Annotated in this window: 13 protein-coding genes; 10 read left to right on the forward strand and 3 right to left on the reverse strand. The window is 60.8% G+C overall.

Annotated features, from left to right (window positions below; all coding sequences use genetic code 11):
* The first annotated feature begins 24 nt into the window (after window positions 1-24).
* From M2394_RS01050 to M2394_RS01060, 3 genes are read left to right on the forward strand one after another with little or no spacing between them, the layout of a single operon-like run.
* The gene (locus tag M2394_RS01050) at window positions 25-11,757 is read left to right on the forward strand and encodes a filamentous hemagglutinin N-terminal domain-containing protein (RefSeq protein WP_259171325.1); all 11,733 of its coding nucleotides are present in this window, start codon (window positions 25-27) and stop codon (window positions 11,755-11,757) included.
* Between the two features lie 2 nt (window positions 11,758-11,759).
* Entirely contained in the window at window positions 11,760-12,170 is a 411-nt protein-coding gene (locus M2394_RS01055; RefSeq protein WP_178923849.1) for a hypothetical protein, read from the forward strand.
* A gap of 50 nt (window positions 12,171-12,220) precedes the next feature.
* Entirely contained in the window at window positions 12,221-12,829 is a 609-nt protein-coding gene (locus M2394_RS01060; RefSeq protein WP_178923851.1) for a hypothetical protein, read from the forward strand.
* A 77-nt stretch (window positions 12,830-12,906) separates the two neighbouring features.
* Here the strand turns inward: M2394_RS01060 and M2394_RS01065 are convergent, their stop codons facing one another.
* Entirely contained in the window at window positions 12,907-13,821 is a 915-nt protein-coding gene (locus M2394_RS01065) for a LysR substrate-binding domain-containing protein (RefSeq protein ID WP_105696920.1), read from the reverse strand.
* Between the two features lie 268 nt (window positions 13,822-14,089).
* On the opposite strand from M2394_RS01065, the gene M2394_RS01070 reads away from it, so the two are divergent.
* From M2394_RS01070 to pgm, 4 genes are all read left to right on the forward strand, one after another.
* Window positions 14,090-15,112, forward strand: a complete 1,023-nt coding sequence (locus M2394_RS01070; protein WP_071483319.1) for a zinc-dependent alcohol dehydrogenase family protein — start codon at window positions 14,090-14,092, stop codon at window positions 15,110-15,112.
* 714 nt (window positions 15,113-15,826) lie between these two features.
* The gene (locus M2394_RS01075; RefSeq protein WP_178923853.1) at window positions 15,827-17,263 is read left to right on the forward strand and encodes a hypothetical protein; all 1,437 of its coding nucleotides are present in this window, start codon (window positions 15,827-15,829) and stop codon (window positions 17,261-17,263) included.
* A complete protein-coding gene (locus M2394_RS01080; protein WP_259171331.1) occupies window positions 17,260-18,666 on the forward strand; it encodes a PLP-dependent aminotransferase family protein in 1,407 nt (468 codons plus the stop codon). Before M2394_RS01075 ends, M2394_RS01080 begins: the two co-directional genes overlap by 4 nt.
* A 105-nt stretch (window positions 18,667-18,771) precedes the next feature.
* Window positions 18,772-20,415 (forward strand): phosphoglucomutase (alpha-D-glucose-1,6-bisphosphate-dependent), encoded by a 1,644-nt coding sequence (pgm, locus tag M2394_RS01085; RefSeq protein WP_259171332.1) that lies wholly within the window; start codon window positions 18,772-18,774, stop codon window positions 20,413-20,415.
* A gap of 69 nt (window positions 20,416-20,484) precedes the next feature.
* Here pgm and M2394_RS01090 read toward each other — a convergent pair whose 3' ends face one another.
* Window positions 20,485-21,180: a pirin family protein gene (locus tag M2394_RS01090; protein ID WP_178923859.1), complete on the reverse strand. Its 696-nt coding sequence runs from the start codon at window positions 21,178-21,180 to the stop codon at window positions 20,485-20,487.
* Window positions 21,181-21,399: 219 nt separating this feature from the next.
* On the opposite strand from M2394_RS01090, the gene M2394_RS01095 reads away from it, so the two are divergent.
* The gene (locus M2394_RS01095) at window positions 21,400-23,847 is read left to right on the forward strand and encodes a UvrD-helicase domain-containing protein (protein WP_259171333.1); all 2,448 of its coding nucleotides are present in this window, start codon (window positions 21,400-21,402) and stop codon (window positions 23,845-23,847) included.
* A gap of 81 nt (window positions 23,848-23,928) precedes the next feature.
* Here the strand turns inward: M2394_RS01095 and M2394_RS01100 are convergent, their stop codons facing one another.
* Complete coding sequence (locus M2394_RS01100) at window positions 23,929-24,201, reverse strand: DUF1652 domain-containing protein (RefSeq protein WP_176998330.1); 273 nt, start codon at window positions 24,199-24,201, stop codon at window positions 23,929-23,931.
* Window positions 24,202-24,458: 257 nt separating this feature from the next.
* Here M2394_RS01100 and M2394_RS01105 point away from each other — a divergent pair, with 257 nt between their 5' ends.
* Window positions 24,459-25,268, forward strand: coding sequence for an AraC family transcriptional regulator (locus M2394_RS01105; protein WP_259171334.1), 810 nt, complete (start codon window positions 24,459-24,461; stop codon window positions 25,266-25,268).
* A gap of 48 nt (window positions 25,269-25,316) precedes the next feature.
* Window positions 25,317-26,723 carry an FAD-binding oxidoreductase gene (locus M2394_RS01110; protein ID WP_259171335.1) on the forward strand — a complete coding sequence of 469 codons (1,407 nt, stop codon included), beginning with the start codon at window positions 25,317-25,319 and terminating at the stop codon, window positions 26,721-26,723.
* Window positions 26,724-26,743 lie beyond the last annotated feature (20 nt).

The raw sequence follows: 26,743 nt of genomic DNA on the forward strand, positions 1-26,743 counted from the left end.
GCCCTTTGGGCATCGAGACACGACATGGATGTTCGTCAGTTCGCTTTCCTCGCGCGCCAACCTGCTGCGGCCGTAAAAAACCGTACTACCTTCCTGGGCATGCCCAAGCGTGGGCTGGCATTGGTTTTGGCCAACGCCATGTTCTGGCAACCGTTGCTGGCCCAGGCGGACGGTATCGCAGTAAGCGGGCCGGGGACCACGCTGGGGCAGGCGGGCAATGGCGTGCCCATCGTCAATATCGCCGCGCCGAATGCCAGCGGGCTGTCGCATAACCAGTTCAAGGACTACAACGTCGGCGCCAACGGCCTCATCCTCAACAACGCGACGAATCGCACCGAGTCCACGCAGTTGGGCGGGATCATCCTTGGCAACTCGAACCTCAACGGTCGCGCCGCCAGCACCATTCTCAATGAAGTCAACGGCGGCAGTCCGAGCCAGCTACGCGGCTACACCGAAGTGGCGGGGCAGTCGGCTCATGTGATCGTTGCCAACCCCTACGGCATCACTTGCAACGGTTGCGGCTTTATCAACACTCCGCAGGCGACGCTGACCACGGGTAAGGCGGTTATCGAGAACGGCCAGGTCAGCCGCTATCAAGTGGATAAGGGCAACGTCTCCATCGAAGGCGCCGGGCTCAACGCCAACAATATCGACCGCTTCGAAATCATCACCCGCTCGGCCAAGCTCAATGCCGAGATCCAGGCCAAGAGCCTGACGATCATCGCCGGCGCCAACGATGTCGATGCCAAGACCCTCAAAACCACGGCGCGTGCCGCTGACCCGGCGACGCCCCCTCAACTGGCCATCGACTCTTCGGCGTTGGGCGGTATGTACGCCGGCGCAATCAAGCTGGTCAGCAGCGAAGCCGGCGTAGGCGTGAAGCTCGACGGCAAGATGCTCGCCAGTGGCGGCGACATGCAACTGGATGCCAATGGCCACTTGAGTCTTGTGGAAACTTCGGCGAGCGGTGCCGTCAACATCAAGGCTGCCAGCCTGGAAGCCAAAGGGCCGGTCTACGCCGGCACCACACTGGACATCAAGACCCAAGGCGACCTGACCAGCCAGAACAACCTTGTCGCCAAGGACCGCATCACGCTCGCCAGTGGCGGCCAGTTGACCAACAACGGCATTATCGAAGCCGGGGTCAATCTCGATAACACCCGCAATACCGAGGGCGATGTCAGCATCCACGCGCAAAGCCTCGGCAACCTTGGCAAGACCATCCTTGCCAGCCGTGACCTCGACATCACCACCACCCAGACCCTGAACAACAAAGGCGGCACCCTGAGCGGGCAGCGGCAGACGACTGTCACCGCCGGCACCCTCGACAACAGCAACAAGGGCCGGGTGCTCAGCGCCGACGGTCTGACCTTGACTGCCGACAAAGCGGTGAACGACCAGAGCGGTCTGATCGCCAGCAACGGCGACCTGGTGGCCAACGTCGGCGAGCTGAGCAATCGCGGCGGGGAAATTTCCAGCCTGGCCGATGTCACCCTGAGTGTCGCCAGCCTCGATAACACCTCGGGCCTGATCGCGGCTGAAAAGGGATTCGGTCTCACTGCCAGCGGCGCGATCAATAACCGTGACGGCACCTTGTCGAGTTCAACCCAGGTCACGTTGAAAGGCCTCAGCCTGGACAATACCCGGGGGCAGATCACCGGCGACCTGGGCTTGAGCATCGACCTCAGTGGCGCCTTGGATAACCACGCGGGGACCTTGGGTTCCGGCAAGGGCCTGACCCTGACCGCCGCCAGCCTGGACAACCGCGCGGCGGGCACGGTGCTGGCAGCCGGCGGCACACTGAGCGCCACCCTCCAAGGCGCATTCGACAACCGTGAACAGGGCAAGCTGCGCGCCACGGACAGCATCGAACTGGGCACCGGCAGCCTGGACAATCGCGGCGGCAGCCTGGCGGGCAAGGGTCACCTGACCTTGCGCGGCGGTTCGGCGGACAATCGTGGCGGCCTGATCCAGGCCGACAAGGACCTCACGCTGCGAGTCGATCAACTGGACAACCGCGACAAGGGCAATCTGGTTGCCAAGACAGCCATCGGCTTTGAAGGCGTCCGTCTGGACAACAGCGGCGGCCTGCTCAGCTCGGTCGGCCCGGTCAATCTCAAGGCCAAGGAGGTGGTTAACACCTTGGGCCGTATTGCCAGCCAGGCCGACCTCGAAGCCCGCATCGACAGCCTGAGCCAGCAGGGCGGGGCGTTGGTGGCCCAGGGCTCTCTGCTGCTGACCGGCAAAAATCTCGACAACCGTAACGGCGGCACGGTCGCCAGCACCCAGGGCCTGACCGTCCAGGTCGAACAGATCGACAACCGGGCCGGCGAGCTTTCCAGCACCCACGGCAGCGTCAATGTCAGTGGCCAGCGCCTGGACAACAGCGATGGCGGCAAGCTGTTGGCTGAAACTGATCTTGGCGTCGCTGTGGCACACGTGATCAACCAGACCCAGGGCCGTCTGTTCGCCAAGGGCAGCGTCAACCTCAACGGCACCCAACTGGATAACAGCGGCGGGACTCTCGCCGCCCTCAAAGGCCTGGATATCCGCCTCGATGGCGCGCTGCTCAACAACAGCGGCTTTCTCAGCAGCGAAGGTGCCGTGGGCCTCAAGGTTGGCAGCCTGGATAACACGGCCGGTAAGCTCGGCAGCGCCGCAGACCTGTCGATCGACAGCCGTGGCGCGGTGCTCAATCAGCGCGGTTCGATCCTCACAGACCAGGGCCTGGTACTCGCCAGTACAAGTCTCGACAACAGCCACGCAGGCCTGATCAGCGGCCAGGGCGCGACCCGCGTCACCACCGGCACCCTCGACAATAGCCAGAGCGGCCGGCTGACCAGCGACGACCGCCTGGACCTGACGGCCACCCAGGTCAGTAACGGTGCTTCCGGCCGTATTGCCAGTGCCAAGGACCTGACCGTAAGCCTCACCGGCCTCGACCAGCAGGGCGGCGAGCTCTTCAGCAAGACCCAACTGAGCCTCGACCTGAACAACGGCCGCCTGGACAACAGCGGCGGCCTGATCAACGGCCCGCTGCTGGTGCTCAAGAACCTCGACGAGGTGGTCAACAGGGGCGGTGAAATCTCCAGCGCCCAGGCCTTTGCCCTGGCTGCTAAAAGCCTCGACAACAGCGCAGGCAAGTTGCTGAGCAACCAGGGCCTGACCCTGCGTATCGATCAGGCGCTTAACAACATCAAGGGGCTGGTGGCTGCCGCGTCTCTCGACAGCCGTAGCGCCAGCCTGGACAACAGCCAGGGCCTGATCAGCAGCCGGGGTGCGGTCGACCTCGGGGTGAGCGGGGCGTTTATCAACCAGGGCGGCACCCTGGTGGGCGACGGCGCGCTCCTGTTGACCGCCAATAGCCTGGATAACAGCAACGGCGCCGTCTCCGGCAAGGCCGATGTCACGGCGAATATCGCCGCCCTGGACAACCGCAACGGCAAGCTGATCGCCAGCGGTGCGCTGGCCCTGAGCGGGGCCTCCGTGGATAACCGCCTGAACGGTCTGGTCGGGGCGACAAAAGCGCTGACACTCGATGTCGACGCGATCGATAACCGTGGCGGCGAACTCTCCAGCAGCGCCGATATCCGCCTGACTGGCAAACGCCTGGACAACAGCGACAGCGGCAAGCTGCTCGCCGATACCGCGCTGACCCTCGAAATGGCTCAGGTGCTCAACCGCAATCTGGGACTGCTCAAGGGCAAGACCGGTGTCACGCTGGATGGCCAGACCCTCGACAATACCGGCGGCCAGCTACTCAGTGGCCAAGATGCACGCGTCACCCTCGGCGCTGACCTCGACAACAGCGCAGGCCTGATCAGCAGCGAAGGCCAACTGGATATCACCAGTGCCGGGCTAACCAACACTGCCGGCAGCCTGTCGAGTGCCGGGGCGCTCAAGGTCAAGGCTAACGGCGCCTTGGGTAACAGCGGCGGACGCCTGGTCAGTGACAGCGGTATCAAGCTGAGCAGTGAGCGCCTCGACAATTCCCAGCTGGGTGTTATCAGTGGTAAGGGGGCGGTCACGGTCAGTACCGGGGCCTATGACAATAACACCGGCAGCCTGAGCAGCGGCGACAGCCTGACCCTGACGGCAGGGCAGGTCAGCAACAGGAACGGCCGCATCGGCAGCGACAAGGCCTTGGTTGCCAGCGTCACCGGCCTCGACCAGCAGGACGGCAAGCTCTTCAGCAACACGGCACTGACCCTGGACCTGAACAACGGTCAACTGAATAACCAGAACGGCCTGATCAATGCGCCGTCACTGGTGCTCAACAACCTCAAGGGCGTAAACAACAGCGGCGGTGAGATCTCCAGTGCGCAGGCCTTCGCATTGGCCGCCGACAGCCTGGATAACAGCAACGGCAAACTGCTGAGTAACCAGGGCGTGACTCTGCGGATCAATCAGGCACTGAGCAACCTTAAAGGCCAGATCGCCGCCGCCGCGCTCGATCTCCGCGCCGCCAGCCTCGACAACAGCGGCGGCGTCGTGACCAGCCGTGGCGACCTCGCCCTGACCACCAGCGGCCAACTGAGCAACCGCAACCAGGGCCTGATCAACGCTGCCCAAACCCTGAACGTCAGCAGCGCCGACCTCGACAACCAAGGCGGTAGCCTGCTGGGTGCCAGCGCCGTGACCCTCAACGCCATGGCCCTGAACAACAGCGCCAAGGGCCTGATCAACAGCCAGGGCGGCCTGACGATCAACGCCAACAACCTGGATTCCGGCAGTGGCGGCGAAGTCTCGGCCAAGGGCGATATCGACCTGACCCTCGGCGCGCTGGCCCAGAACGGCGGCCGCCTGCTCGGCGACCAGGCTATTCGCCTTGACCTGGCGGGCGGTGATCTCGACAACCGCAACGGCCTGCTCAACGCCAAGGGCCCCCTGACCCTCAACCGTTTGCGCGACCTGAGCAATCAGGGCGGCGAAATCTCCAGCAGCCAGAGCTTCAACCTCACCGCACGCACGCTGGACAATAGCGGCGGCAAGCTGATCAGCAACAACCAGTTGGGCGTGACCGGCAACAACCTGATCAACCAGGGCGGCCTGGTTTCCGGTTGGCAAGGGCTGGCCGTCAACGGCGCGAGCCTGGACAACCGCAATAGCGGCACCTTGTCCAGTCGCAGCGGTAACCTGGATGTCAACCTCAGTGGCGCATTGCTCAACAGCAACGCCGGTGCGCTGGTCAGCCAGCAGGCCCTGACCGTCAACGCGGCCAGCCTGGACAACAGCGCCGGTATTCTTTCCAGTGGCGCGGCTCAGCGCCTGACAGTCAGCGGTGTGTTGAACAACGCCCAGGGCGGCTCCATCGACAGCGCCGCCACCCTGACACTGCGCGCCATGGCCCTGAACAACAGCGGCAGTATCAGCGCGCAACAGGCCCTGGATTTCACCGGCACCACCCTGGACAACCGCAACGGAACCCTGAGTGGTAAGGGCGCGGTCAGCCTCGATCTGCTCGGCGCTCTGACCAACAGCGACGGCAAGCTCGCCAGCGGCGGACCGCTGGTCATCAGCCGCAGCAGCCAAGTCGACAACCAGGGCGGCCAACTGGTCAGCCAAGGCTTACTGAGCCTGCTCACTGGTAGCCTGGATAACCGCAATCGCGGTACCGTCGCGGCCAATGACAACCTGGTGATCGGCAGCACCGGCGCCGTACAGAACAACAGTGACGGTCTGATCTACAGCCAGAACGGCGACGTACGCCTCAACGCCGCGAGCCTTGCCAACGGCAAGGGCTCCCTGCAGGCACACGGTGCACTGAACCTGACGGTCAGCGGTGATATCGACAACCAGAGCGGTAGGCTGATCTCCCAGAATGGCGACCTGAGCGTCGGCGCGGCCAACCTCGACAACCGTGGCGGTACCCTGGCCAGCATCCAGGGCGCCATCGACGGCCGTATCGTCGGCGTGCTGAAAAACGGCTATGACCTGAACAACAATCGCCAGGGCGGTATCCTCCAGGCCCAGCGCCTTACCCTCAGCGCCCTGGGCGGGACCGACAACTACGGCGGACGGATCGCGGCGCAAAGCGGCGATGCCCTGATCACCACCGGCGACTTCGACAACCGCAATGGCGGCCTGTACGCCAAGGGCCTGGTACAGGTCCGCGGCAACAACTTCGACAACAGCGGCGATAACGACGGGCAGATCGCCGGCCAGCGAATCGACCTCAGCCTCAACGGCGCGCTGAACAACCGCCTGGGCGTGATTGAAAGCGACAGCAGTTTGAGCGTGCGCGCGGCCAGCCTCGATAACCAGACCGGACAGATCCGTGCACTGGGCGCCAGCGGCAAGACCGACTTCCAGATCGGCGGCCTGTTCGACAACCGCAACGGCAAGCTGGAAACCGCCAACAGCGACCTGACCCTCAATGCCGCCAGCTTCCAGAACCTCGGCGGCAGCCTGCTGCACGTGGGCAACGGCACCTTTGATATCAGCACCGCCAATATCACCAACGCCGGCGGCAGCCTGGTCACCCGTGGTGGCCTGACGCTCACGGCGGACAGCTGGACCAACAGCAGCGTGATCCAGGCCGGACGCCTGACGGTGAACGTCAACACCCTTAACCAGACGGCGGGCGGGCAATTGCTGGCCTCCGAGAGCCTGACCGGCAACGGCGGCAACTGGAACAACGATGGGTTGATTGCCAGTGACGGCACGGCCAACCTGACCCTTGGCGGCACCTACGGCGGCAGCGGGCGCTACAGCAGCGTCGGCACCCTGGGACTGAGCGCGGCTCAGGTGAACCTGGACGCTGCCACGAGCATTGCCGGCGGCGCAGATACCACGATCAATGCCGGTGGCTTGAGCAACGCCGGGCGCCTGACGTCCAACGGCTCGATGACCGTCACCGCCAATGGCATCGGCAACACGGGCACGCTGGGCGCGGCCCAGGACCTGACGCTGAAGACGCCCACCCTGGTGAACGACCACGGCCTGATCTTCAGTGGCCGCAACATGGGCTTGTTGGTCAATGACTTCACCAACAACAACGGCAATGTCTACAGCATCGGCAACCTGAACATCTCGGGCCTCAATGGCGGTCGCGCCAACAGCGTGACCAACCTGGCGTCCTCGATCAACGTTGATGGGGATTTCTCGCTGTCGGCCAACAGTTTCAACAACAAGACCGAAGGGGTTATTGGCATAGAGCGGCTGGTGTCGGGCGACATCACGTTTAACGGCAGTACGTTTTATATCGCTGAAAACTACACCTCGGAGTCGACCATCAGCGGCACGCGAGCGAGCGTGGCGGTGGCCGGAAACATTGAGGGTGATGTCGGCCGTTTTTCCAACACCGCCTCGACGATTTCCGCTGGCAAGAATATTCGCCTGAACGTGGACACCTTCGAGAACCTGGGCTTGGAGGCCGGCAACTTCACCCGTAACCGGGTCTATACCGGCGTGCGCAATGTCTTCAATAACAAAACCATGTCGAGCGACGCGCTGGAAGCTTACGCGCGACGATATTCCCAGTACGTCTACCGATACACCAAGACCGTGCATGAACCCGATAAAGGCGGGACTCACACCGAGCTCAACGATTACGGCAAGCAAAAAACCAATACCTTGAACGCCAATTTCGGCCAGGGACCGGATGTGGCCGTTCCTGCTGGCATCCTGGCGGGCAACCTCAACAGTGACAACAAGGTGTTTACCGCAGGGGGTGGCAGTGTTGCTTCGGTGGTCCAGGCCGGCCAGGCGATACAGATCAACGCCAAGAACACCATCGACAACAGCAACCTGCATGCCAATACCCAGTTCTCCGGGACGACGAAAAGCGGGGCCGGTACCCAGGTCGGCAACGTGGCCAAGCCGACGGTCGTCTACTTGAACCCACAGTTGCCGCCGAACCTGGCCCAGCAGCGGGTGGATCCGCTGGCGTCCCAAGGTTTCAGCCTGCCCAGCGGGCAAAACGGTCTGTTCCGCCTGAGCGGGCAGGGTGGTTCTGCGACCCAGGCCAGCCAAGCCAGCACCGGGTCACAGACCTGGAGCATGGGCAGCGCGGCAGTCAGCAATGCCCAGCGGCAACAGGGCGCGGATGACGTGCAGGCGCGCAATCTGCAGTTCAGCGATGCGGCGCGGATCGCCGCGAGCACGCTTCAACTCGAACAAACGACCCGCCAGGCCACGGGCGGCGGTGTGTCCGGCAGCGTGATCAATGTCAATACTCCGGGTGATTCCGGCAGTGTCCAGTTACCGGGTCAGGTGGGCGGGATTTCGCCGGTAGGCAGCCAGGTCATCACTCGCGTGCAGGGCCTGCCGGACACCTCGGGCAGGTCCAATCCGCAGAAGTACCTGATCGAAACCAACCCGGTACTCACCGACCTCAAGCAGTTCATGAGTTCGGACTACCTGCTGGCAAACCTCGGCTACAACCCTGATCAAAGCGCCAAACGCCTGGGCGACGGTTTCTATGAGCAGAAGCTGATCCAGCAGGCGGTGGTCGAGCGTACCGGTCAACGTTTCATCGATGGCCAGACCTCTGACGAAGCGCTTTACAAGTACCTGATGGACAACGCCATCAAGAGCAAGCAACAGCTCGATCTGTCGGTGGGGGTGAGCCTGACGTCCCAGCAGGTCGCGGCGCTGACCCACGATATCGTCTGGCTTGAAGAGCATGAGGTCAATGGCGAGAAGGTCCTGGTGCCGGTGCTTTACCTGGCCCAGGCCACCAATCGCCTGGCGCCGAACGGGGCGCTGATTCAGGGCGCGGATGTCACGCTGATTGCCGGCAAGGACCTGAATAACGCCGGTACGTTACGGGCGAGCAACAACCTTTCTGCCACTGCGTTTAACAATCTGGTCAACAGCGGTTTGATCGAGGCTGGTAACCGCCTGGATCTGCTGGCAGGTAACGACATTGTCAATAAGGCGGGCGGTGTCATCGCGGGGCGTGACATCACCATGACCGCCGTCGCCGGCGATGTGATCAACCAACGCACGGTGGCGGGCAATGACGTCAATTACAAAGGGTACAGCGGGCACAACGAGTATGCCGACAGCGGCGCTCGGATAGAGGCGGCGAACGACCTGACCATCAACGCCGCGCGGGATTTCGTCAGCACCGGCAGCACGTTGCAAAGTGGCGGTGACACTAAGATTACCGCGGGCCGGGATGCCATTATTGGCGCTGCTGAGCAGCACAACAGCGTGGTGGCTGGCGCCAAGAGCAACAGCGTTACCCAGTACGGCTCGGAGGTAACGGTGGGGCGTGACCTCTCTGTCCTGGCGGGGCGTGATCTGGCGGTGGTTGCCAGCCAAATAGAGGCAAACCGCAACATCGATTTTGACGCAGGCGCAAACCTGACGGTGACTTCGGCTGCCGACGAAAGCCATTCGTATTCCAAGTCGAAGAAGGTCACGGCGCAGGAAGACCACGTCAAACAAGTTTCCAGTGTCATCAGCGCCGGGCAAGACGTTACGTTCAATGCCGGCAAAGATATGGAGCTGATCTCGAGTCGGATCAATGCCGGCAACGAGGCGTACCTGGTAGCGGCTGGAAAACTGGACGTACTGGCGGCCCAGGACACCGATTACTCGCTGTATGACAAAAAGGACAAGGGCAGTTGGGGGCGCAAGCAGACCAAGCGCGATGAGGTGACCTCAACCGTCAACGTCGGCACCCAGATCACCACGGGGAGTGATCTGACACTGATCAGCGGTGGTGATCAGCGTTATCAGGTAGCCAAGCTCAACAGTGGCAAAGATTTGATCATCGACAGTGGCGGTTCGATCACCTTTGAGGCGGTGAAAGACCTGCACCAGGAGAGTCACGAGAAGTCCAAGAACAGCATGGCCTGGACCTCAATGTCGGGTAAGGGGCACACCGACGAGACGGTACGTCAGACGCAAATGACGGCTCAGGGAGAGTTGGTGATCAATGCCGTTGACGGCTTGAACATCGATATCAAACAGATCAATCAACAGACCGTCCACCAAGCTATCAACGCGATGGTTGCTGCCGACCCGCAGTTGGCGTGGCTGGCAGAGGCGGAGAAACGCGGTGATGTGGACTGGCGCCGCGTCGAAGAAATTCACACCCACTTCAAGTATTCCCATTCGGGGCTTGGCCCCGCCGCTCAGGTGGTGCTGGCGATCGCGCTGGCGGTAGTCACCGGCGGTGCGGGCCTGGGTGCCGGCATGGTAGGGGCAAGCGCCGGTACGTTTGCCGGTGGGTTTGCCGATGCCGTGCTGGCGGCGGTCATGAATAAAGCCGTCAACAGTGTGATCAGTAACAAAGGCAACCTCGGCGGCACGCTCAAAGACATCACCAGCAAAGACGCAATGAAAGGCTATGTCGTCTCGGGCTTCATGGGCGGCATTGGTGGGGCAATGGGGTATGACCCGACCACCTTGGGTTTTGACTGGAACAGCGTGGGCCAGGTCGTTCTCAAGACCGGCGCCGAAACGGTCGTGCAGACCGCAATCAACGGCGGCAGTCTGGGCGATAACTTTGCCAACAACCTTTTGGGCTCGGTGATCAGTATTGCCGGCGCCGTGGCCGCCAAACAGATCGGTAACACCAATCTGGTTGACGGTAGCCCCACCAAGATTGCTGCCCATGCGTTGCTGGGTGGCTTGAAGTCGATGGCCATGGGGGGCGACTTCCAGACAGGTGCCTTGGCAGGCGGCGCCAACGAAGCACTGGTGCAATACCTTGCGGAGTTGGCATTGCCAGCGAACTACAAGCCGAATCAACCTGGCGATCAACAGGCTCAACTCAACTTGATGGCGATGTCTCAGCTGCTGGGGGTTCTGGCGGCTGTAGTGACGGGCGGCGATCCGGAAATCGCAGCTAACATCGCGGCCAACGCCACTCAGTACAACTATCTGAGCCATTCGGATCTGGAGCGGGCATCCAAGGAGCTTTTAGGGTGCGGTGACGACACAGCATGTGCGTTAGATGGTTACACGAAATACCACGACCTGAGCGCGAAGCAGACGGCTGACGCCTTTGTCGCCTGCGCAGATGACATAAACGCCTGCGCACGTATCTCGAAACTCGTGAACGAAGCGGAGGTGGACTCGGCCAAATTCAAGGACATGGCTGCCAGTGCTCCTCCTGCCGTTGCGAACATGCTTAATAGGCTGATTGCCGAAAATTACGGTTTTCAGAATGACTTGGCAGGCGTTACATCCGGCACCGTTACCGAGCTTTTGGCCTCCAAGCTTGGTATGTCTCCGGAGCGTGCTGCAGCGCTTGTCGTTGCAGTCAGATTGGCTGTTGCGGCGTTTAATACGGCAAAAAGTAGTGGCAGCGCAAAAGGCTTGGATGGTCCAAACGGCACCGGTGGTACTACAGTTGACAGGGGTGGGCCCGCTGTTCCGCCGGCCTCAAAACCGGGTTCCCCTGCGTCGCAAGCCGATGGTGACTTTGGCTACTTAAACCAACCGGAACCAATTAAGCCAGCGGCCTTTTTTGATGCTCAAGCTTCAGCTAAGAGTTTCATTAATAATGGTAGGATTAGCGCCGCAGATTTACAAAAATTGGTTCCGCCTGGCACGCCAGATCTATTCAAACCTTCAGCTACTATCACCGACGGTAGCAAGTTCCAGTACACGTTGAATGGCCAGCGGGTCGAGATAAAGTGGCATGCTCCAGATGCGAACGCTGCCATAAATCATGTAGGTTCGAACTCGGGTGCTGGATGGACCGCGCAAATAAAAATAGGAAATAAACTGCTGGGCCAAGACGGCGTGCTTTACCGGAAGCCTTCGAATACAACCCATATACCTGTGGATTTCTAAACATGAAAAATCTTGAATATTACGCGGCGCTGCCAGATTTCATGACCAGGGAGGAGCTTGAAACGGCGTTTGCAGAGTTGTTGGATGAGTTCGAATCAAAAAAAAAGTACAGCGCGCAGCTTATAAAGTCATTGGTGCAACTGAGTGACAGGCAGTGGCATACCTATAGCGTGTTAGACAACAGCCTCAGACAGCGAATTGAACATTGCTTGTTGTCTTTATGGAATGGGCATGATCTGGAACAGGCTGAAGAAGTTATTAGTATAATGGCGAGCTTAGGGCTTGAGGCGATAAAAACTTTCCTGGCCTCACGCTTGCCTAAAGACGTGTCGCCGGAAGTTTTTAATGAGATTTCACTCGCGCTATCTGAGTTTGGTGACTCCGTATCAGACCCGTATATTGGTATGCGCTAAATAGCGGCGACACGGTTGCGAATAACTGGCTACTTCTCTAAGGAATATCAATGTTGAAATCCCTGCTGCCTGTCATTGTCCTTTCATTTCTGATGGGCTGTACAAACCACTCAGCTATCAATCAAGAAACCGTCAGCTCGTCCACTACACCTATTGCACATTCATTCGAGCAAGCCATCCAGTTGGCTCGCGCAACGCCGTTGCCGGTTGATCGTGGTCTATTTCCAGAACGCTGGGAGATCGACGCATCTGACCCTCGACTCGAGGTTGGTCAGGCGCCCGGTAACTACCGAGTGTTCGACTTCAAACTGCGCAAGGGCCAAACCTACGTCATCAACGTCATTTCGATGTGCAATAACATGTGTTTCGGTTTTTCGAAAACAATACTGAAACCACGCGTAACGGTAGTCGATTCGCAGGGTAAGCTCGTTGCCGACCATCTGGAGGGGCAGAATCCCCTGTCAATTGAATGGTCCGGCGTCGCACCTGCGGACGGTAGGTATTTTCTGATTGTCTCAGCAGATAATGAGAAGCCAGGCGCGACGGTGCTTACTGTGAACGCCCCCGTGCCGGGATACACCGGAATGATCGTTCCGGTCGGCATGGCGAGTGCGCCATTCGGGAAAGTTATTGCCTATTTGGGAATTCCCGAAGGTTGAAGTAACTGGAGGTGGATGGATCCCCATAGTCTATGAAAAGGCATAAATGATCAGATAAACAGCCTGCCCTACAACGCCTAAAGACTCTCAGGATCCCCAAAAAACATCTGAATCCGCGACCGCAACCACCGCTCCCCCGGGTCATTATCCTGCGACCCACGCCACGCCATGTGCAGTTCAAAGCTGCGCACCGGCAACGGCGGATCTTCCGCCCGCAACCCGCCCGCCGACGTCAACGCCTCAGCCGCATAATCCGGCACGGTCGCCAGAATGTCGGTGCCCGCCAACAACGTCCCCAATCCATTGAACTGCGGCACCGCCAACACCACGTGGCGTTTGCGCTCGAGCTTCTCCAGTTCTTCGTCAATAAACCCACTCAGGTCGCCGGCAAACGACACCAGCGCATGAGGGCGGGCGCAGAAGTCGTCCAGGCTCAGGGAGCCTGGCACGCTGTCGGCGCGCAGCAGTTTGGGCAGGCTGCGGCGCAGGACTTTGCGCTTGGCGTTGGCCGGCAGGTCGGCGGTGTAGCTGACGCCGATGGAGATTTCGCCGGAGGCGAGCAAGCCCGGCATCAGGATGTAGTTGACGCGGCGTACCACCAGCACGATGCCCGGGGCTTCGGCACGCAGGCGTTTGAGCAGTTGGGGCAGAAGGGCGAATTCGACGTCGTCGGACAGGCCGATGCGGAATACGGCGGTGCTGGTGGCCGGGTCGAACTCGGCGGCGCGGCTGACGGCGGTGGAGATCGAGTCCAGGGCCGGGGAGAGCAGTGCGAAGATTTCCACAGCGCGGGCCGATGGCTCCATGCTGCGGCCGGTGCGTACAAACAGCGGGTCATCGAACAGCCCGCGCAGGCGTGACAAGGCCGCGCTGATGGCCGGCTGGCCGAGGAAGAGTTTCTCGGCAGCGCGGGTCACACTGCGCTCATGCATCAAGGTTTCGAATACGATCAAGAGGTTAAGGTCGACACGACGCAGGTCGTTACGGTTCATCTTGTGTCCTGGAAGAGTCAGCAAACTTGACGTGAGCGGCCATCCTGGAACCCTTCAGATTCCATTTAGAAGCATGACCGGCATGAATCTTACGGGTAAAGACTGGTACTCTGCACCGGCTAATTGAGTTTTCCTACGATTGTTGAGGTCGATTCCTCAGTTGCGGAATCAATGACAGGCATGTCGACTATTAACGGCGACCGGTGGTCTTACCCGGAAAGCCCAGATAGAGTTCATGGCATTAGAGGTTACTTTGACGAGGTTTGCGATGTCCCGCACGATCCGTTTTCACAAGTTTGGTCCGGCCGAGGTGCTCAAGTGCGAAGAGCATGTAGCCGCGCAGCCCGCACCGGGCGAAGTGCAGGTGCGTGTCGACGCGATTGGCATCAGCTGGTACGACATTCTCTGGCGCCAGAACCTGGCGTCCTCCCACGCTCGCCTGCCTTCAGGGCTTGGCCATGAGATGGCCGGGGTAGTGGTTGCCCTGGGCGACGGCGTGGATGACTTGGCGGTGGGCGATAAAGTGGCCAGTTTTCCGGCCGAGAGCCCCAATGATTACCCGGTGTATGGCGAGCAGATTGTTTTGCCGCGTTCAGCCCTGACCCGTTACCCGGATGTGTTGAGCCCGATTGAAGCCAGCGTGCACTACACGCCGTTGCTGATTGCTTACTTTGCCTACGTGGACCTGGCGCGGGTCAAGCCCGGCCAGTTTGCCCTGGTGACCGACGCCAGCCATTGTGCCGGCCCGTCTTTTGTACAGCTGGGCAAGGCCCTGGGTGTGCGTGTGATTGCCGCGACCAAAGACAGTGCGGAGCGTGAATACCTGCTGTCCCTGGGCGCCGAAAAAGTCATCGTGACTGAGGAGCAGGACTTGCTGATGCAGATCAACAAGTTCACCGACAACCGCGGTGTCGACGTGGTGTTCGATGGCTTGGGCGGCCCGCAGATGTCGTTGCTGGGGGATGTGTTGGCCCCGCGTGGCAGCTTGGTGCTGTACGGATTGCAAGGCGGCAACCAGACACCCTTCCCGGCGTGTGCGGCGTTCCAGAAGAATATCCAGTTCTTCGTGCACTGCATCGGTAACTTCACGGGCAAGCCCGAGTTGGGCATCATTCAGGACCAGGTTGCCTTGCAACGGGCCTTGCGTGACATCAACCAACTGACTGCAGACCGTGTGTTGGTGCCGCTGAAGACCACCGTGTTCCCGTTCAATCAGTTCGTGGAAGCGCACCGCTACATGGACGAATGCCCATGTCGCGAACGAGTTGCGTTGCAAGTCGAAGCTGTTTGAAGCGTAGGAATATTCTTAAACGAGTCTTTCAACCCCGTGGCGTATGGGGCAAATACGCCATTTGGGAAGGCGTAACCTGCGCGTTGCATGACGCGCGCGACCGCCGCCAAGTCCTGTAAACGATACCTTTCTCCCTCACGCCGCCCTGAATCCCAGCGCGGCGTCTTTGTGTGTGCGTCTTGCGCGCGCTGTCGGTTGTCTATCTGAACTGGTTTTTGGCCAGGTTCTGTGTCTGTTAATCATTATTCCAGCCTTGATAATTGTGCTGTCACTGTCATCTCAAGGACTGAGCAATGATTGAATCAACTATTCTAGTGCAGGCACTTCCTGCAACTAATGGCTCTGCATTTACCTGGCATCAGGGTGAAGAGTGTTTTCGGGTGAAATCTCAAATTGTCACCGTGCAAACAGAAACGGTTGGCGTGATTTATTTGTGGGATAGATCTTTTAAATCAGAGTTAAGAGCGTGTAGGAAGTTGTCGGAATCCTCCTAAGGCGCTACCAGGAGCCGCCAAGAGGCCCTGTGTCCGCGCCCTTGCCAGCGCAGGCCCTCTGGAGGGTCAAGCATGCAGTTCAGATCGTCTTGTTACAGGGTGCTAGTGTCTATTTATCGAAAGGCCCCTGTGTCGAGCGACATTCTTACAACCGTAACAGGTCGAGCAGACACGATTATCAGTGGCTCGAAACTTATACTTAAACTCAGGTATTAGAACGATGAGCGCTATTCACGAACAGGCCATGACTTATGTTTATCAGCAAGTCCTGCAACGTTTGATCGGGCACTTCAACCGTGCGGAACGCACCGCACTTCAACTGTTGATCCAGCGTATCGTCGTGGCTGCCGGTGGTATGGAACAAGTGGGTGACTACAAGGTGCTGGTGGCCCATGGAGGCGGCGAAGTCAGCAGTTACACCCTGGCCTTGTTGCGGGCCGCGCAATTGACCATCGCCGGGCGCGCGCCCAGGACGTTCCAGCTGCGGGTCGCCACGTTGCGCCACGCCGGGATGACCCAGGCCAGCCTGGACACACTTCAACGCGGCTACGGCCGACTGTTCTTCCATGACGATCCCAGGGTCGAACTGCTGATGGTGGACAATCAAGAAGTGATGCCATTCAACCATCAGCGCCCGGCATCCGCCCTCGGGCTTGAACTCAGCCAGCGCAACCGGCTGATGGTAGGGCACCTGACGTCCGGGGACATACGCGCCACGCTGTGCAATGACACCTACCTGGCCCTGGGTGACTTCTACCAGCGTGTCACCAGCTACAATGGCGGGGTGCACGCCGTGGTCAGTGGTGACTCCGGACGCAAGCAAAGCCAGTTCCTGGCCTGGCTGAAAAAATCCGCGCAAAGCGCAGGCCTTGTCATCCCCAAGGGCAAGCCTGCGTCGCTTAATGGGCTGTATGCGCGCATGGACGAATGGAGCAACGGTTATTACCGTGAACTGTACGGCGAGCACTATGTCGAGCGTGATGACCGCTGCAAGGGCGGGCATCGTCAGCTGGCCTACATCGGTATTGCCGACTTGCTGGAGAATATCGAGCCGCTTGACAGTAGCCTGCTCAACGACTTCATGGCTTACGCGGCCGATCCCTTGGGTTTTCACTTCAGTAACCCGATGTATGCCAACCCGTTGTTGATGGCCCACCTGCGGGGCCTGCAGGCGGAGTGCCTGAGGGAGTTGGACTATGAAGCGGGTGCTGAAAGCTTCGTCATACAAGCGGCCAACGCCCTGCACGATCGCCAGATTCCGGAACAACTGCTGGCCCAGGCTGCAACGCGGGAGGGGCGTGCGTTGGCGTCCGCCTATGCCCAGCAGTTTTTCGGCGTGGAGGAGGGGGCGCTGGTCTGCCTGCTGTTCTCGCCGTTCATTCATCACGGCGAGCGCCTGGAGGGTTACTTGCGCCAGTGTCACCCGGGCATGCTGGTGGCGTTGCCTGAGTTGCACAAAATACTCCAGGGCAAGCCCGCGGCCGACCTGCTCCAGCAATGGGTGGTCGACACCAGTGGGCTGTCATTGCAGCTGCTTCAGCACCTGTACCGCCAGCGGCCATCGCCGCTGGCCGCCGACCACGGCGCGTGCAGCCATCGCCAGGCGCACTCGACGCCCCCACGCCAAGCGCAGGCCTTCCAGCTGTTCGGGCGATGACTCCGCGCGGCACGCGGCAGGCCGGCTTTGCCTATCAGGCGGTCTATCGCTACATGATCAACCTGATCAATGAGGTCAGTACCGATACCCGGGTGAAACTGCCGTCGCTGCGGCAGTTGTCCGAGCGCCTGAATGTGTCGATTTCCACCATCCAATATGCGTATTCGCTGCTTGAGAAGGAAGGGCGGGTCTATTCCGTGGCCAAGTCCGGTTACTACGCCTGGCCACTGGCGGGCAGCCCGGCGACATCGCCGGGGGGGGATTTGCTCGAAAGGCTGTACGTGGCGACTCGTCGGCCGGGGATGGTGGTGCTCAGCGGCGATGAACCCACGCTGCTGGCATCACTGGATGCAACCCTGCTGCGACTGGAACGTGAGCTGGTACGCCAGTACCCACGCCAGTTGCAGCCCTGGTCCCAGCCTTGTGGTGTATGGGAGCTGCGAGCGGCATTGGCGGCCCGTTACACCACCTCGCCGACCCGCTGCTGGCACGCCGACGACGTCTACATTGGCGCCGACCTTCGCGGTGTGCTGGATATTCTCATCGAAGTGCTGGGCTTGCGAGGCACCACGGTGGTGGTCGAGTCGCCGTGCGACTGGCTGATACTGCGGCTCTTGCAGGATGCCGGGGTGCGCGTCATCGAGCTGCCGTGGACCGCTGAGGGGCGGCTCGACCTGGTGCTGCTGGAAGGGCTGCTGCGCGAAGAACCGGTGCACCTGGTGCTGTTGTCGTCCGCCGTCAGCCTGCCGTCGGGGGTGGCCCTGCATCCCCGCGACCGGCTGGACGTCGCGCGGCTACTGGACCAGTACGGTTGCTGGTTGCTGGAGAATGACACGCAGGGCGAGTTGAGCTTCACAGCGGCTCAGGCGCCACTGCGTGAGCTGGTCAACCCGGAGCGGCTGGTTGTGTTTTCATCCTTCGAGAAAGTCCTCGGCCCAGAGGCGCCTTACGGCTATGTACTGTCCCGGCGCATGAGCAGCGAGTTGCAACGCCAGTTCCTGTTGCGTGCGTTCCGGTTGTCGTCCATTCGCCAGCGTGCGATCGCTCGCCTGTACCACAGCGGGCGGATCGACCAGCATGTGCGCAGCTTGCGCCTGTTGTTACAGGAACAGGCCGAGGCGGTCAGCCAGCGCTTGGACCTGCACCTCGGGCAGCAGGTGAGCTATCGCATGCCGGCAGGCGGGGCAGCGTTCTGGTTGAGGGCAGCCCATGCCGTGGATATGCGCCAGGTGTTCCAGTGCATGCTCGCGCAGCAAGTCGTGGTGGCGCCCGGCGAGCTGTTCAGCCTCAGCGGCCTGCATCACCAGCAGTTGCGCATCAGCCATACCTTCCAGGGGCATCCCAACCTGGACATGACCCTGGCTGCCCTGGGCGAGGCCCTGCGGAATGCGCAGGTGGGGTGAGCGCGTGAAATTTCTCTTGTTGATGTAGGATCGATACCGTCGCGCAGTAGTCCAACTCTCAGTAAACTGTCACTTTTTCCGAATCCTTCTTCTTGAGGTTTATGCATGACAATCAGTCCTTTTGCGGGCAAGCCGGCGCCAGCCCAGTTGCTGGTGGATATCCCGCGACTGGTCACGGCCTATTACACGGGCCAGCCTGATGCAGCGATCTCCACCCAACGCGTGGCCTTTGGCACGTCCGGGCACCGTGGCAGCTCGTTCGAGCTGAGCTTCAACGAATGGCATGTGCTCGCCATCAGCCAGGCCATCTGTCTGTACCGCGAAGCCCAGGGCATCAACGGCCCGCTGTTTGTCGGCCTGGACACCCACGCGCTGTCTACGCCTGCCGGTGCCAGCGCCCTGGAAGTGCTGGCCGCCAACGGCGTGCACGTAATGCTGGCCGAAGGTGATGAGTACACGCCGACCCCGGCCATTTCCCACGCCATCATCTGCTACAACCGCGGCCGCACCACTGGCCTGGCGGACGGCATCGTTATCACGCCGTCACATAACCCACCGCAGAGTGGCGGCTACAAGTACAACCCACCCAATGGCGGGCCGGCTGACACCCACGTCACCAAGTGGATCGAAGCCAAAGCCAATGAACTGCTGGCCAACAAGCTCGCCGGCGTCAAGCGCATCACTCACGCGCAGGCCCTCAAGGCCGACACCACCCATCGCCATGACTACCTCAACAGCTACGTGGCCGACCTGGTCAACGTGATCGACATGGACGCGATCCGCAGTGCCGACCTGCGTCTGGGCGTAGACCCGCTGGGCGGAGCAGGGGTGCGCTACTGGTCGGCGATTGCCGAACATTACCGCTTGAACCTGGACGTGGTGAACACTGAAGTCGATTCGACCTTTCGCTTCATGAGCGTCGACTGGGACGGCCAGATCCGCATGGACCCTTCCTCCAGCTACGCCATGCAAGGCCTGATTGGCCTGAAGGAGCGCTTTGACGTGGCCTTCGCCTGCGACCCGGACCACGACCGCCATGGCATCGTGACCCCGTCCGGTGGCCTGTTGGCACCGAACAACTACCTGGCGGTGTCCATCGACTACCTGTTCCAGAACCGTCCTGACTGGCGCGCTGACGCCGCCGTGGGCAAGACCGTGGTCAGCAGCGGCCTGATCGACCGCGTGGCCGCACGCATCGGCCGCCGCCTGTATGAAGTGCCGGTGGGCTTCAAATGGTTTGCCGATGGCCTGTTTGAAGGCTCGCTGGGCTTTGGCGGTGAAGAAAGCGCCGGCGCTTCGTTCCTGCGCAAGGACGGCACCGTCTGGAGCACCGACAAGGACGGCCTGATTCCTGCGTTGCTGGCGGCGGAGATGACTTCGCGCAAAGGCCAGGACCCGAGCCAGATCTACCGTGGCCTGACCGACGCTCTGGGTGAGCCGTTCGCCATTCGTGTCGATGCGAAGGCAACACCGGCGCAGAAAGCCCTGCTGGGCAAGCTGTCGCCGGAGCAAGTCACCTCCACGCAACTGGCCGGGGAAAGCATCCAGCAGATCCTCAGCCACGCGCCGGGCAACAACCAGGCGATCGGCGGCTTGAAAGTGATGACCGAAAACGGCTGGTTTGCCGCGCGGCCATCGGGTACCGAGGACATCTACAAGATCTACGCCGAGAGCTTTATTGGCGAAGACCACCTCAAGCAACTGGTGGAAGAGGCGCAGGTGTTGGTAGACGGTGCTATCTCCCAGTAACACTGCAACATAACCTGTGGGAGCGGCGGTGCGACGATTCGACTTGCTCGCTCCCACATTGGGACAATGTTAGGCCAAGTCGACCAGCACGATCTCACTGTCCTCAATCGCCGTCACCCGCAACACCTGCTCATCCTCAATCGCCACGCCGTCTCGAGCTTGCGCACGCAAGCCATTGACTTCAATCACACCGGTCGCCGGCACCAGGTACGCCCGACGCCCGCTATCCAGCACATACTCGGCACTTTCCCCAGCCTTCAGGTTGGCCGCTACCAGGCGTGCATCGGCGCGAATGCGCAGGCTTTCGCTGTCCCCGGACTTGCCACTGGCCAAGGTTACAAAGCCTTCGCGATCACCTTTTGGAAACGGCTTGGCCCCCCAGGAAGGCGGCAGGCCGGCTTCATTCGGGATGATCCAGATCTGGAAGATCTCCGTCGGCGTGGCCTCCAGGTTGTATTCGCTGTGGGCAATGCCGGTGCCTGCGCTCATGACCTGTACGTCGCCGGCCTCGGTGCGGCCTTTGTTGCCCAGGTTGTCGGCATGGCTGATGGCGCCTTTGCGCACGTAGGTGATGATTTCCATGTCGCGATGCGGGTGCTGCGGGAAGCCGGTGCCGGGGGCGATGATGTCGTCGTTCCACACCCGCAGGTTGCCCCAGTGCATACGCTTGGGGTCATGGTATTCGGCGAACGAAAAATGGTGATGAGCGTCAAGCCAGCCATGGTGGGCGCCGCCCAGGGAGTTGAAAGGTCGAAGTTCAAGCATGATCGTCTCCAGTTGATGGCATCTATGATCCAACAGCCCTAGATCGATAAAAAGCGTAAAAACTTCCGTGTTCCTATCGGTTCTCTCGATGAGTTGCCGGCGTTTTGACTTTCACTTCATCGCCTAACTGCATGACAGCAAAGCAATTGGCTGGAACTGCGCGCGGTTTCCGGCGACCATGGCGCACTCTTCAAAGCCAAGCTCATCGCAGGAGTCCGCGTGCCGCAACAACAGCCTGATCTGCCCCCTGAACTGCGCCCACTGGCCGAAATGCCCCTGCTCAAGCGGCTGGCCGCGCGCCTGTTTGGTCATGGTCTGACGCGCTTGCGGGCGCAGCACCGTTTTTCGTGGCTGCACGGGCAGGCGGATGGGTTCCGCAGTGGGCATGAAGCCGGCGTGGAATATGGTTACCGCGAGGGCAAGGCCGATGGCATCGAGGAAGGGCGCCAGGTCCTGTTGATCCGTGACTTTCGTCCCGAGGAGCACCGCGCCCCCGGCGTTGACGACAGCTTGTTCGATGACTGGCGCCTGCCCCTGACCGCCGAGATCAAGAAACGTATCAAGGCTGACGTGGCGCGCCTGCTGCCGGCCCATGCCCAGCCCAGTGCTGCGCAGTGGAAGATGATCTTCAGTGACACGCCCTCGACCTCCGTGATTGCAGGCGCGGGTGCCGGCAAGTCCACCTCGCTGGTGCTGCGCATCCTGTTGCTGACCCATTACCTGGGGTTTGAGCTGAGTTCGATGACCGTGGTGACCTTCACCCGTGAGTCACGCAAGGATTTCATCAATAAGCTCATGGAAGTTCTCAGCCTGTGGGGGCAACCCCTTGGCATGAAAGAAGCCCAGGCCGTGGTGCGTACCTTTCACTCGCGGATTCTGCCCATGGTGCGCAGCCTGCCGGGCTTCGAGCGGCTACAGGCCTTCGAGACCCTGAGTGCCGGTTTCGAAGACGCCGACAGCAATCCGTTCGATCTGCGTATCAGCGATGCCCAGCGTCAACAGATGAATGCCTGCTATCACCGGCTCTATGGCCAGCATGCACGTTTTCGCGAGCTGATTGCGCCGCTGGCCCGACATGGCTTGCAACTCAAGGAGCTGGAGCGCGACCACCCCGACGTGCAAAAACGCATGGCGGTGACCGAACTGGCTGCCCAGCGTGATGAAGAACTCTGTGATGTGATCGAAGACCTGTGGTTCAGGGCCGGTGCCTGGCCAATCAAAGGCATTGAACCCAATCGTCAGACCGTCGAGATCAATGGCGCGCAGTTCCACTGTCACGGGTACATCCCTGAGCTGGACGCCTGGGTGGTGCTGGGTTTCGATCCCCGCGAAAACGCCCAGATCAGTCGTCCCAACTCGAAACTGTCGGTGCGTGCAGAGTGGGCGGTGAAACGCACCTTGTTTCAAGCTTTCTGTCGTAAGCCGTTGATATGGCTAGATAGTTATGAGTCATCAAAACGGTTATTAAACAGCTTGGCCGGTGACGCCACAGCGGGGCCTGGCTTTGATTACAAGGTCAAGGGCGAGCTGGCCTCGGCGCCGCTGCTGGACAGTTTTGTGATGGCGGCAGGCTTTATCGAGAACCTCGGCCTCGACGTCCCCACCGCCGTCGGCCAGATGAGTTTTGCCAAGGACGACCCTGATCGGTTCTTCTTCGAGGCCCTGAGCATTTTCTGGAAGGCCCTGGAAGACCACTTGCTCGACCAGTCGCCGCCGATCATGACCTATAACCGCATGTTTTCGCTGTTTGGTGAGAACACCCCGGAAAACCTCAAGCTGCTCAGCGATCCGCTGTTGCGGCCGATGTCGCACCTGATGATCGACGAGTTCCAGGACGTGTCCCCGCAGATCGTCTCGTGGATTCGCGCCAGCCTGCGGGAAATCCGCAGCCGGGGCCCGGCCATGCATGTAGGGCGCGGGGCGCAACGCTCTTCGTTGCTGTGCGTGGGGGACGACTGGCAGTCGATCTACGGCTGGCGTGGCAGCTCGCCCCAGTACTTCATGGAATTCAACAAGGAATTCCCGTCGCCAGGCACCACCCGCGTGATGTTGAGCGAAAACTACCGCAGCCATCAGCACATCATCGATGCGGCCGAACATATCGTGCGGGCAGCGTCGGCAATCCCCGGCAAAAAGGCCAAGGCCAGTGGCGAACCCAAGGCATTGGTACCGGTTACCGTGCTTGAGCGGGATGATGCGGCGCTGGGGCGCCTGGTGCTTGCGCACTATGAGCGCGGCGATTCAGTGTTAATGCTGTATCGGAAAAGTAGCGATAAGTCATTGATAGAAGATCATATTAAAGCTGTAGTTAATGTGGATTCTAGCTTGCCGGCCGGGTCTCGTCGGCTCAAGCAGTTGACCTATCACAGTGCCAAGGGCCTGCAGGCGGACGCGGTGTTCCTGTTGGGCGATTGCCAGCACGTCACCCGCTCGCCGTACAAGAACCAGGTCTACCGCATGGCGGGCTTGGGCAAGGACGGCGACAGCGAACCCTACGACAATGCGCAAAAAGACGAAGTGCTGCGCCTGGCCTACGTCGGCATTACCCGGGCGGTGAGCCACTGCTATTGGTATGTAGAAAAGCCGGAAGGCCAGGGCGTGAATGTGCCCCGTGCATCGGAGCGGGTCGACGGCAAAAAAGCCTTCTTCGACGATCAACGCAGCTAATGCTTTGTTAACGCGATTGAAAATGTGGGAGCGAGCAAGCCCGCTCCCACATTTAGAAATTAATCATCCGATAAGTCTGAGTCACGCCCGCAGAGACTGCGGCGGAATAAACGACTCCAGCTCATCCTCCACTGCCTCGATGATGCGCTCCACATCGGCCGCATTCATCACGGTGGCGCAGGGGATGCCGGCGATGGCGATCAGCGTTTCGCCACTGGCGCGGTCGAACAAACGGGCAACCATGCTGCCGGGGGCATCCATGCTCCCCTCGAAGCCCATCGGATGAAAATGCCAGCGCATCAGTTGGCAGGCGTTGGGAAACGTCACTTTGTTCATGTTGCCCACCTTGTTCATTGAGCGCTTCCTTTAGCTCGCGGCAGGGGGCCATGACCTTCACTGGTCGTGGCGTTGAAGACCCTCAAAATAGCATTCGTTCCCAACACTGCGGTGACTTTTTTCGCCCCGTTCGGCGGTTCTTTTCCATGAAATTGACGTGGGTCATGTCCTACCCAAAGCTAGGCAAAAGGCCATTAGTCAGAAGTGCCAATTGGCCATTGAAGGCCCCGGTAAAATTCGGCAATCTCCAGGGTTTACCCGCCGCCGAGCCTTCCATGCCCGACATCGCCCCAGACGATGATTGCCAGAACACCCAAGCCACCGGCGACCTGGTGCTGCGCCACAGCCTCTGCTGGCGCCATCGTGACCTGGACGGGGTGATGTCCTATTACCACCCGGACATCCAGTACCACGATTTCTTCCAGAACCGCGTGGTGGGGTATGCCGAGTTGCGCGAGTACCTGCAAGCCAGCATGCCCCGTGGCGTCGATGAAGCAATCGAGCACACCGACCGTATCCGTGCCGACGGCGATACCGCGTTTATCCAGTACCGCATCACCTTGCGCGGCGGCCAGGGGCTGGTGTCGTTTCGTACCAGCGAGGCCATCACCGTGCGCGACGGCCTGATCTGGCGGGTCAACGAATACGCGTCCCTGGTGCATGAACAGCCCGCCCAGACGATGCGCCCCACGGTCAGCCGCCTGGGCCTGTCGCCCCAGCAATTGGGGCATATGGCCAATGACCTGCAGCACTATTTCCAGCAACAGCAACCCTACCTGGACCCGGAGCTGGACCTGCAACGGGTGGCGAAGGAATGTGGCTACAGCCGCAATCAGATTTCCTACCTGCTGAACCAGGTGCTGGGGCAGAGCTTCTACCGCTACGTCAACCAGGCTCGGCTCCAGCATTTGCTCGCCGCCCTGGATAAAGCCGCGCCACCGATCAAGGTCGATGACCTGGCGTTTGCAGCCGGTTTCAATTCGCTGTCGGCGTTTTACAGTGCTTTTCGCCAGCACACGGGCCAGTCGCCCAAGGCCTACGTCAAACAAATTTCTTTGCGTGCACGCGCGCAAGACAGCCCCTGACACCGCGCTCTAGCATCCCCCTATCGAAACGAGGTAGGGGAGCTTGGCATGCCGGCATGGCGCAATATCAGTTTATGGATGGACCAGCTGGACGACCCGCTGGTGGCGCGGCCGTCCCTTGAGCAGGACCTGGATGTCAACGTGGCCATTATCGGCGCCGGCTATACCGGCCTGTGGACCGCCTATTACCTGAAGCGCCAGGCTCCCGAACTGAAGATTGCGATCATCGAGGCACAGACTGCCGGGTTCGGCGCGTCCGGGCGCAACGGCGGCTGGCTGATGGGCAATTTGCTGGGTGAGGATCGGCTGCTCGCTGGCCTTTCCCCGCAACAGCGCCGCGCCTCGTTTGACCTGCTGCACGGCATTCCCGACGAGGTGGCCCAGGTGCTGGCCCGCGAGGGCATCGAGTGTGACTACCGCAAGGGCGGCGCCTTGTACTGCGCCGCGCGCTACCCCGAGCAGGAAGGCAGCCTGCGCCGTTACCTGGACAAGCTTCACGCCCAAGGCCTCACCGAGGACGATTATCGCTGGCTCAGCCCGCAGCAATTGGCCGAACAGATCCGCATCGCCAAGCCTTATGGCGGCATCTATGCACCCCATGTCGCCACCATCCACCCCGCCAAGCTGGTGCGCGGCCTGGCGCGGGCGGTGGAGCGCCTGGGCGTAACGATCTACGAAAACAGCCCGGTGACCCATTGGCAGTCCGGCAGCCTGCGCACCGCCAAGGCGAGTGTGCGCGCCGCGTGGGTGGTGCCGGCCGTCGAAGGGTATGCAAACACGTTGCCGCCCTTGGGGCGCTATCAGTTGCCGGTGCAGAGCTTGATCGTCGCCACCGAGCCGCTGCCCTCCAGCACCTGGGATGAAATCGGCCTGAGCCATGGCCAGGCGTTCGGCGAGAGCAGCCGGCAGGTCACCTACGGCCAGCGTTCAGCCGACAACCGCCTGGTGTTTGGTGCCCGTGGCGGCTATCAGTTCGCCGGCAAGTTGCGCCACAACTTCGATCTGACCGACAGCGAGGTCGAGCTGCGTCGCTACCTGTTCGGCGAACTCTTCCCACAGCTCAAAAAGGTGCGGATTACCCACTCCTGGGGCGGCAACCTGGGCATGTCGCGCAACTTCCGACCGCACATGCTGTGCGACCACAAGACCGGCATCGCGCTGTCCGGTGGTTATGGCGGGGAGGGCGTCGGCGCCACCAACCTGGGTGGGCGCACCCTGGCCGACCTGATCCTGGGCCTGGATACGCCGCTGACCCACCAGCCATGGGTCATCCGCGAACGGGGCCTGGAGGCGCTCAAGGCCTGGGAGCCCGAGCCGTGCCGGTGGCTGGGTTACAACGCGATCATTCGCAGTTTTGTCCATGAAGACCAGGTGTTGGCCAACCCCAACACCGCCCCCTGGCGCCGCAAACTGGCGACCGGCGTGGCCGGGTTCATGGAAGGTTTCATGCACTAAGTCGTTTCACTCACACGGGA

It is taken from the genome of Pseudomonas sp. BIGb0164, assembly GCF_024810135.1.
Lineage (GTDB): Bacteria > Pseudomonadota > Gammaproteobacteria > Pseudomonadales > Pseudomonadaceae > Aquipseudomonas.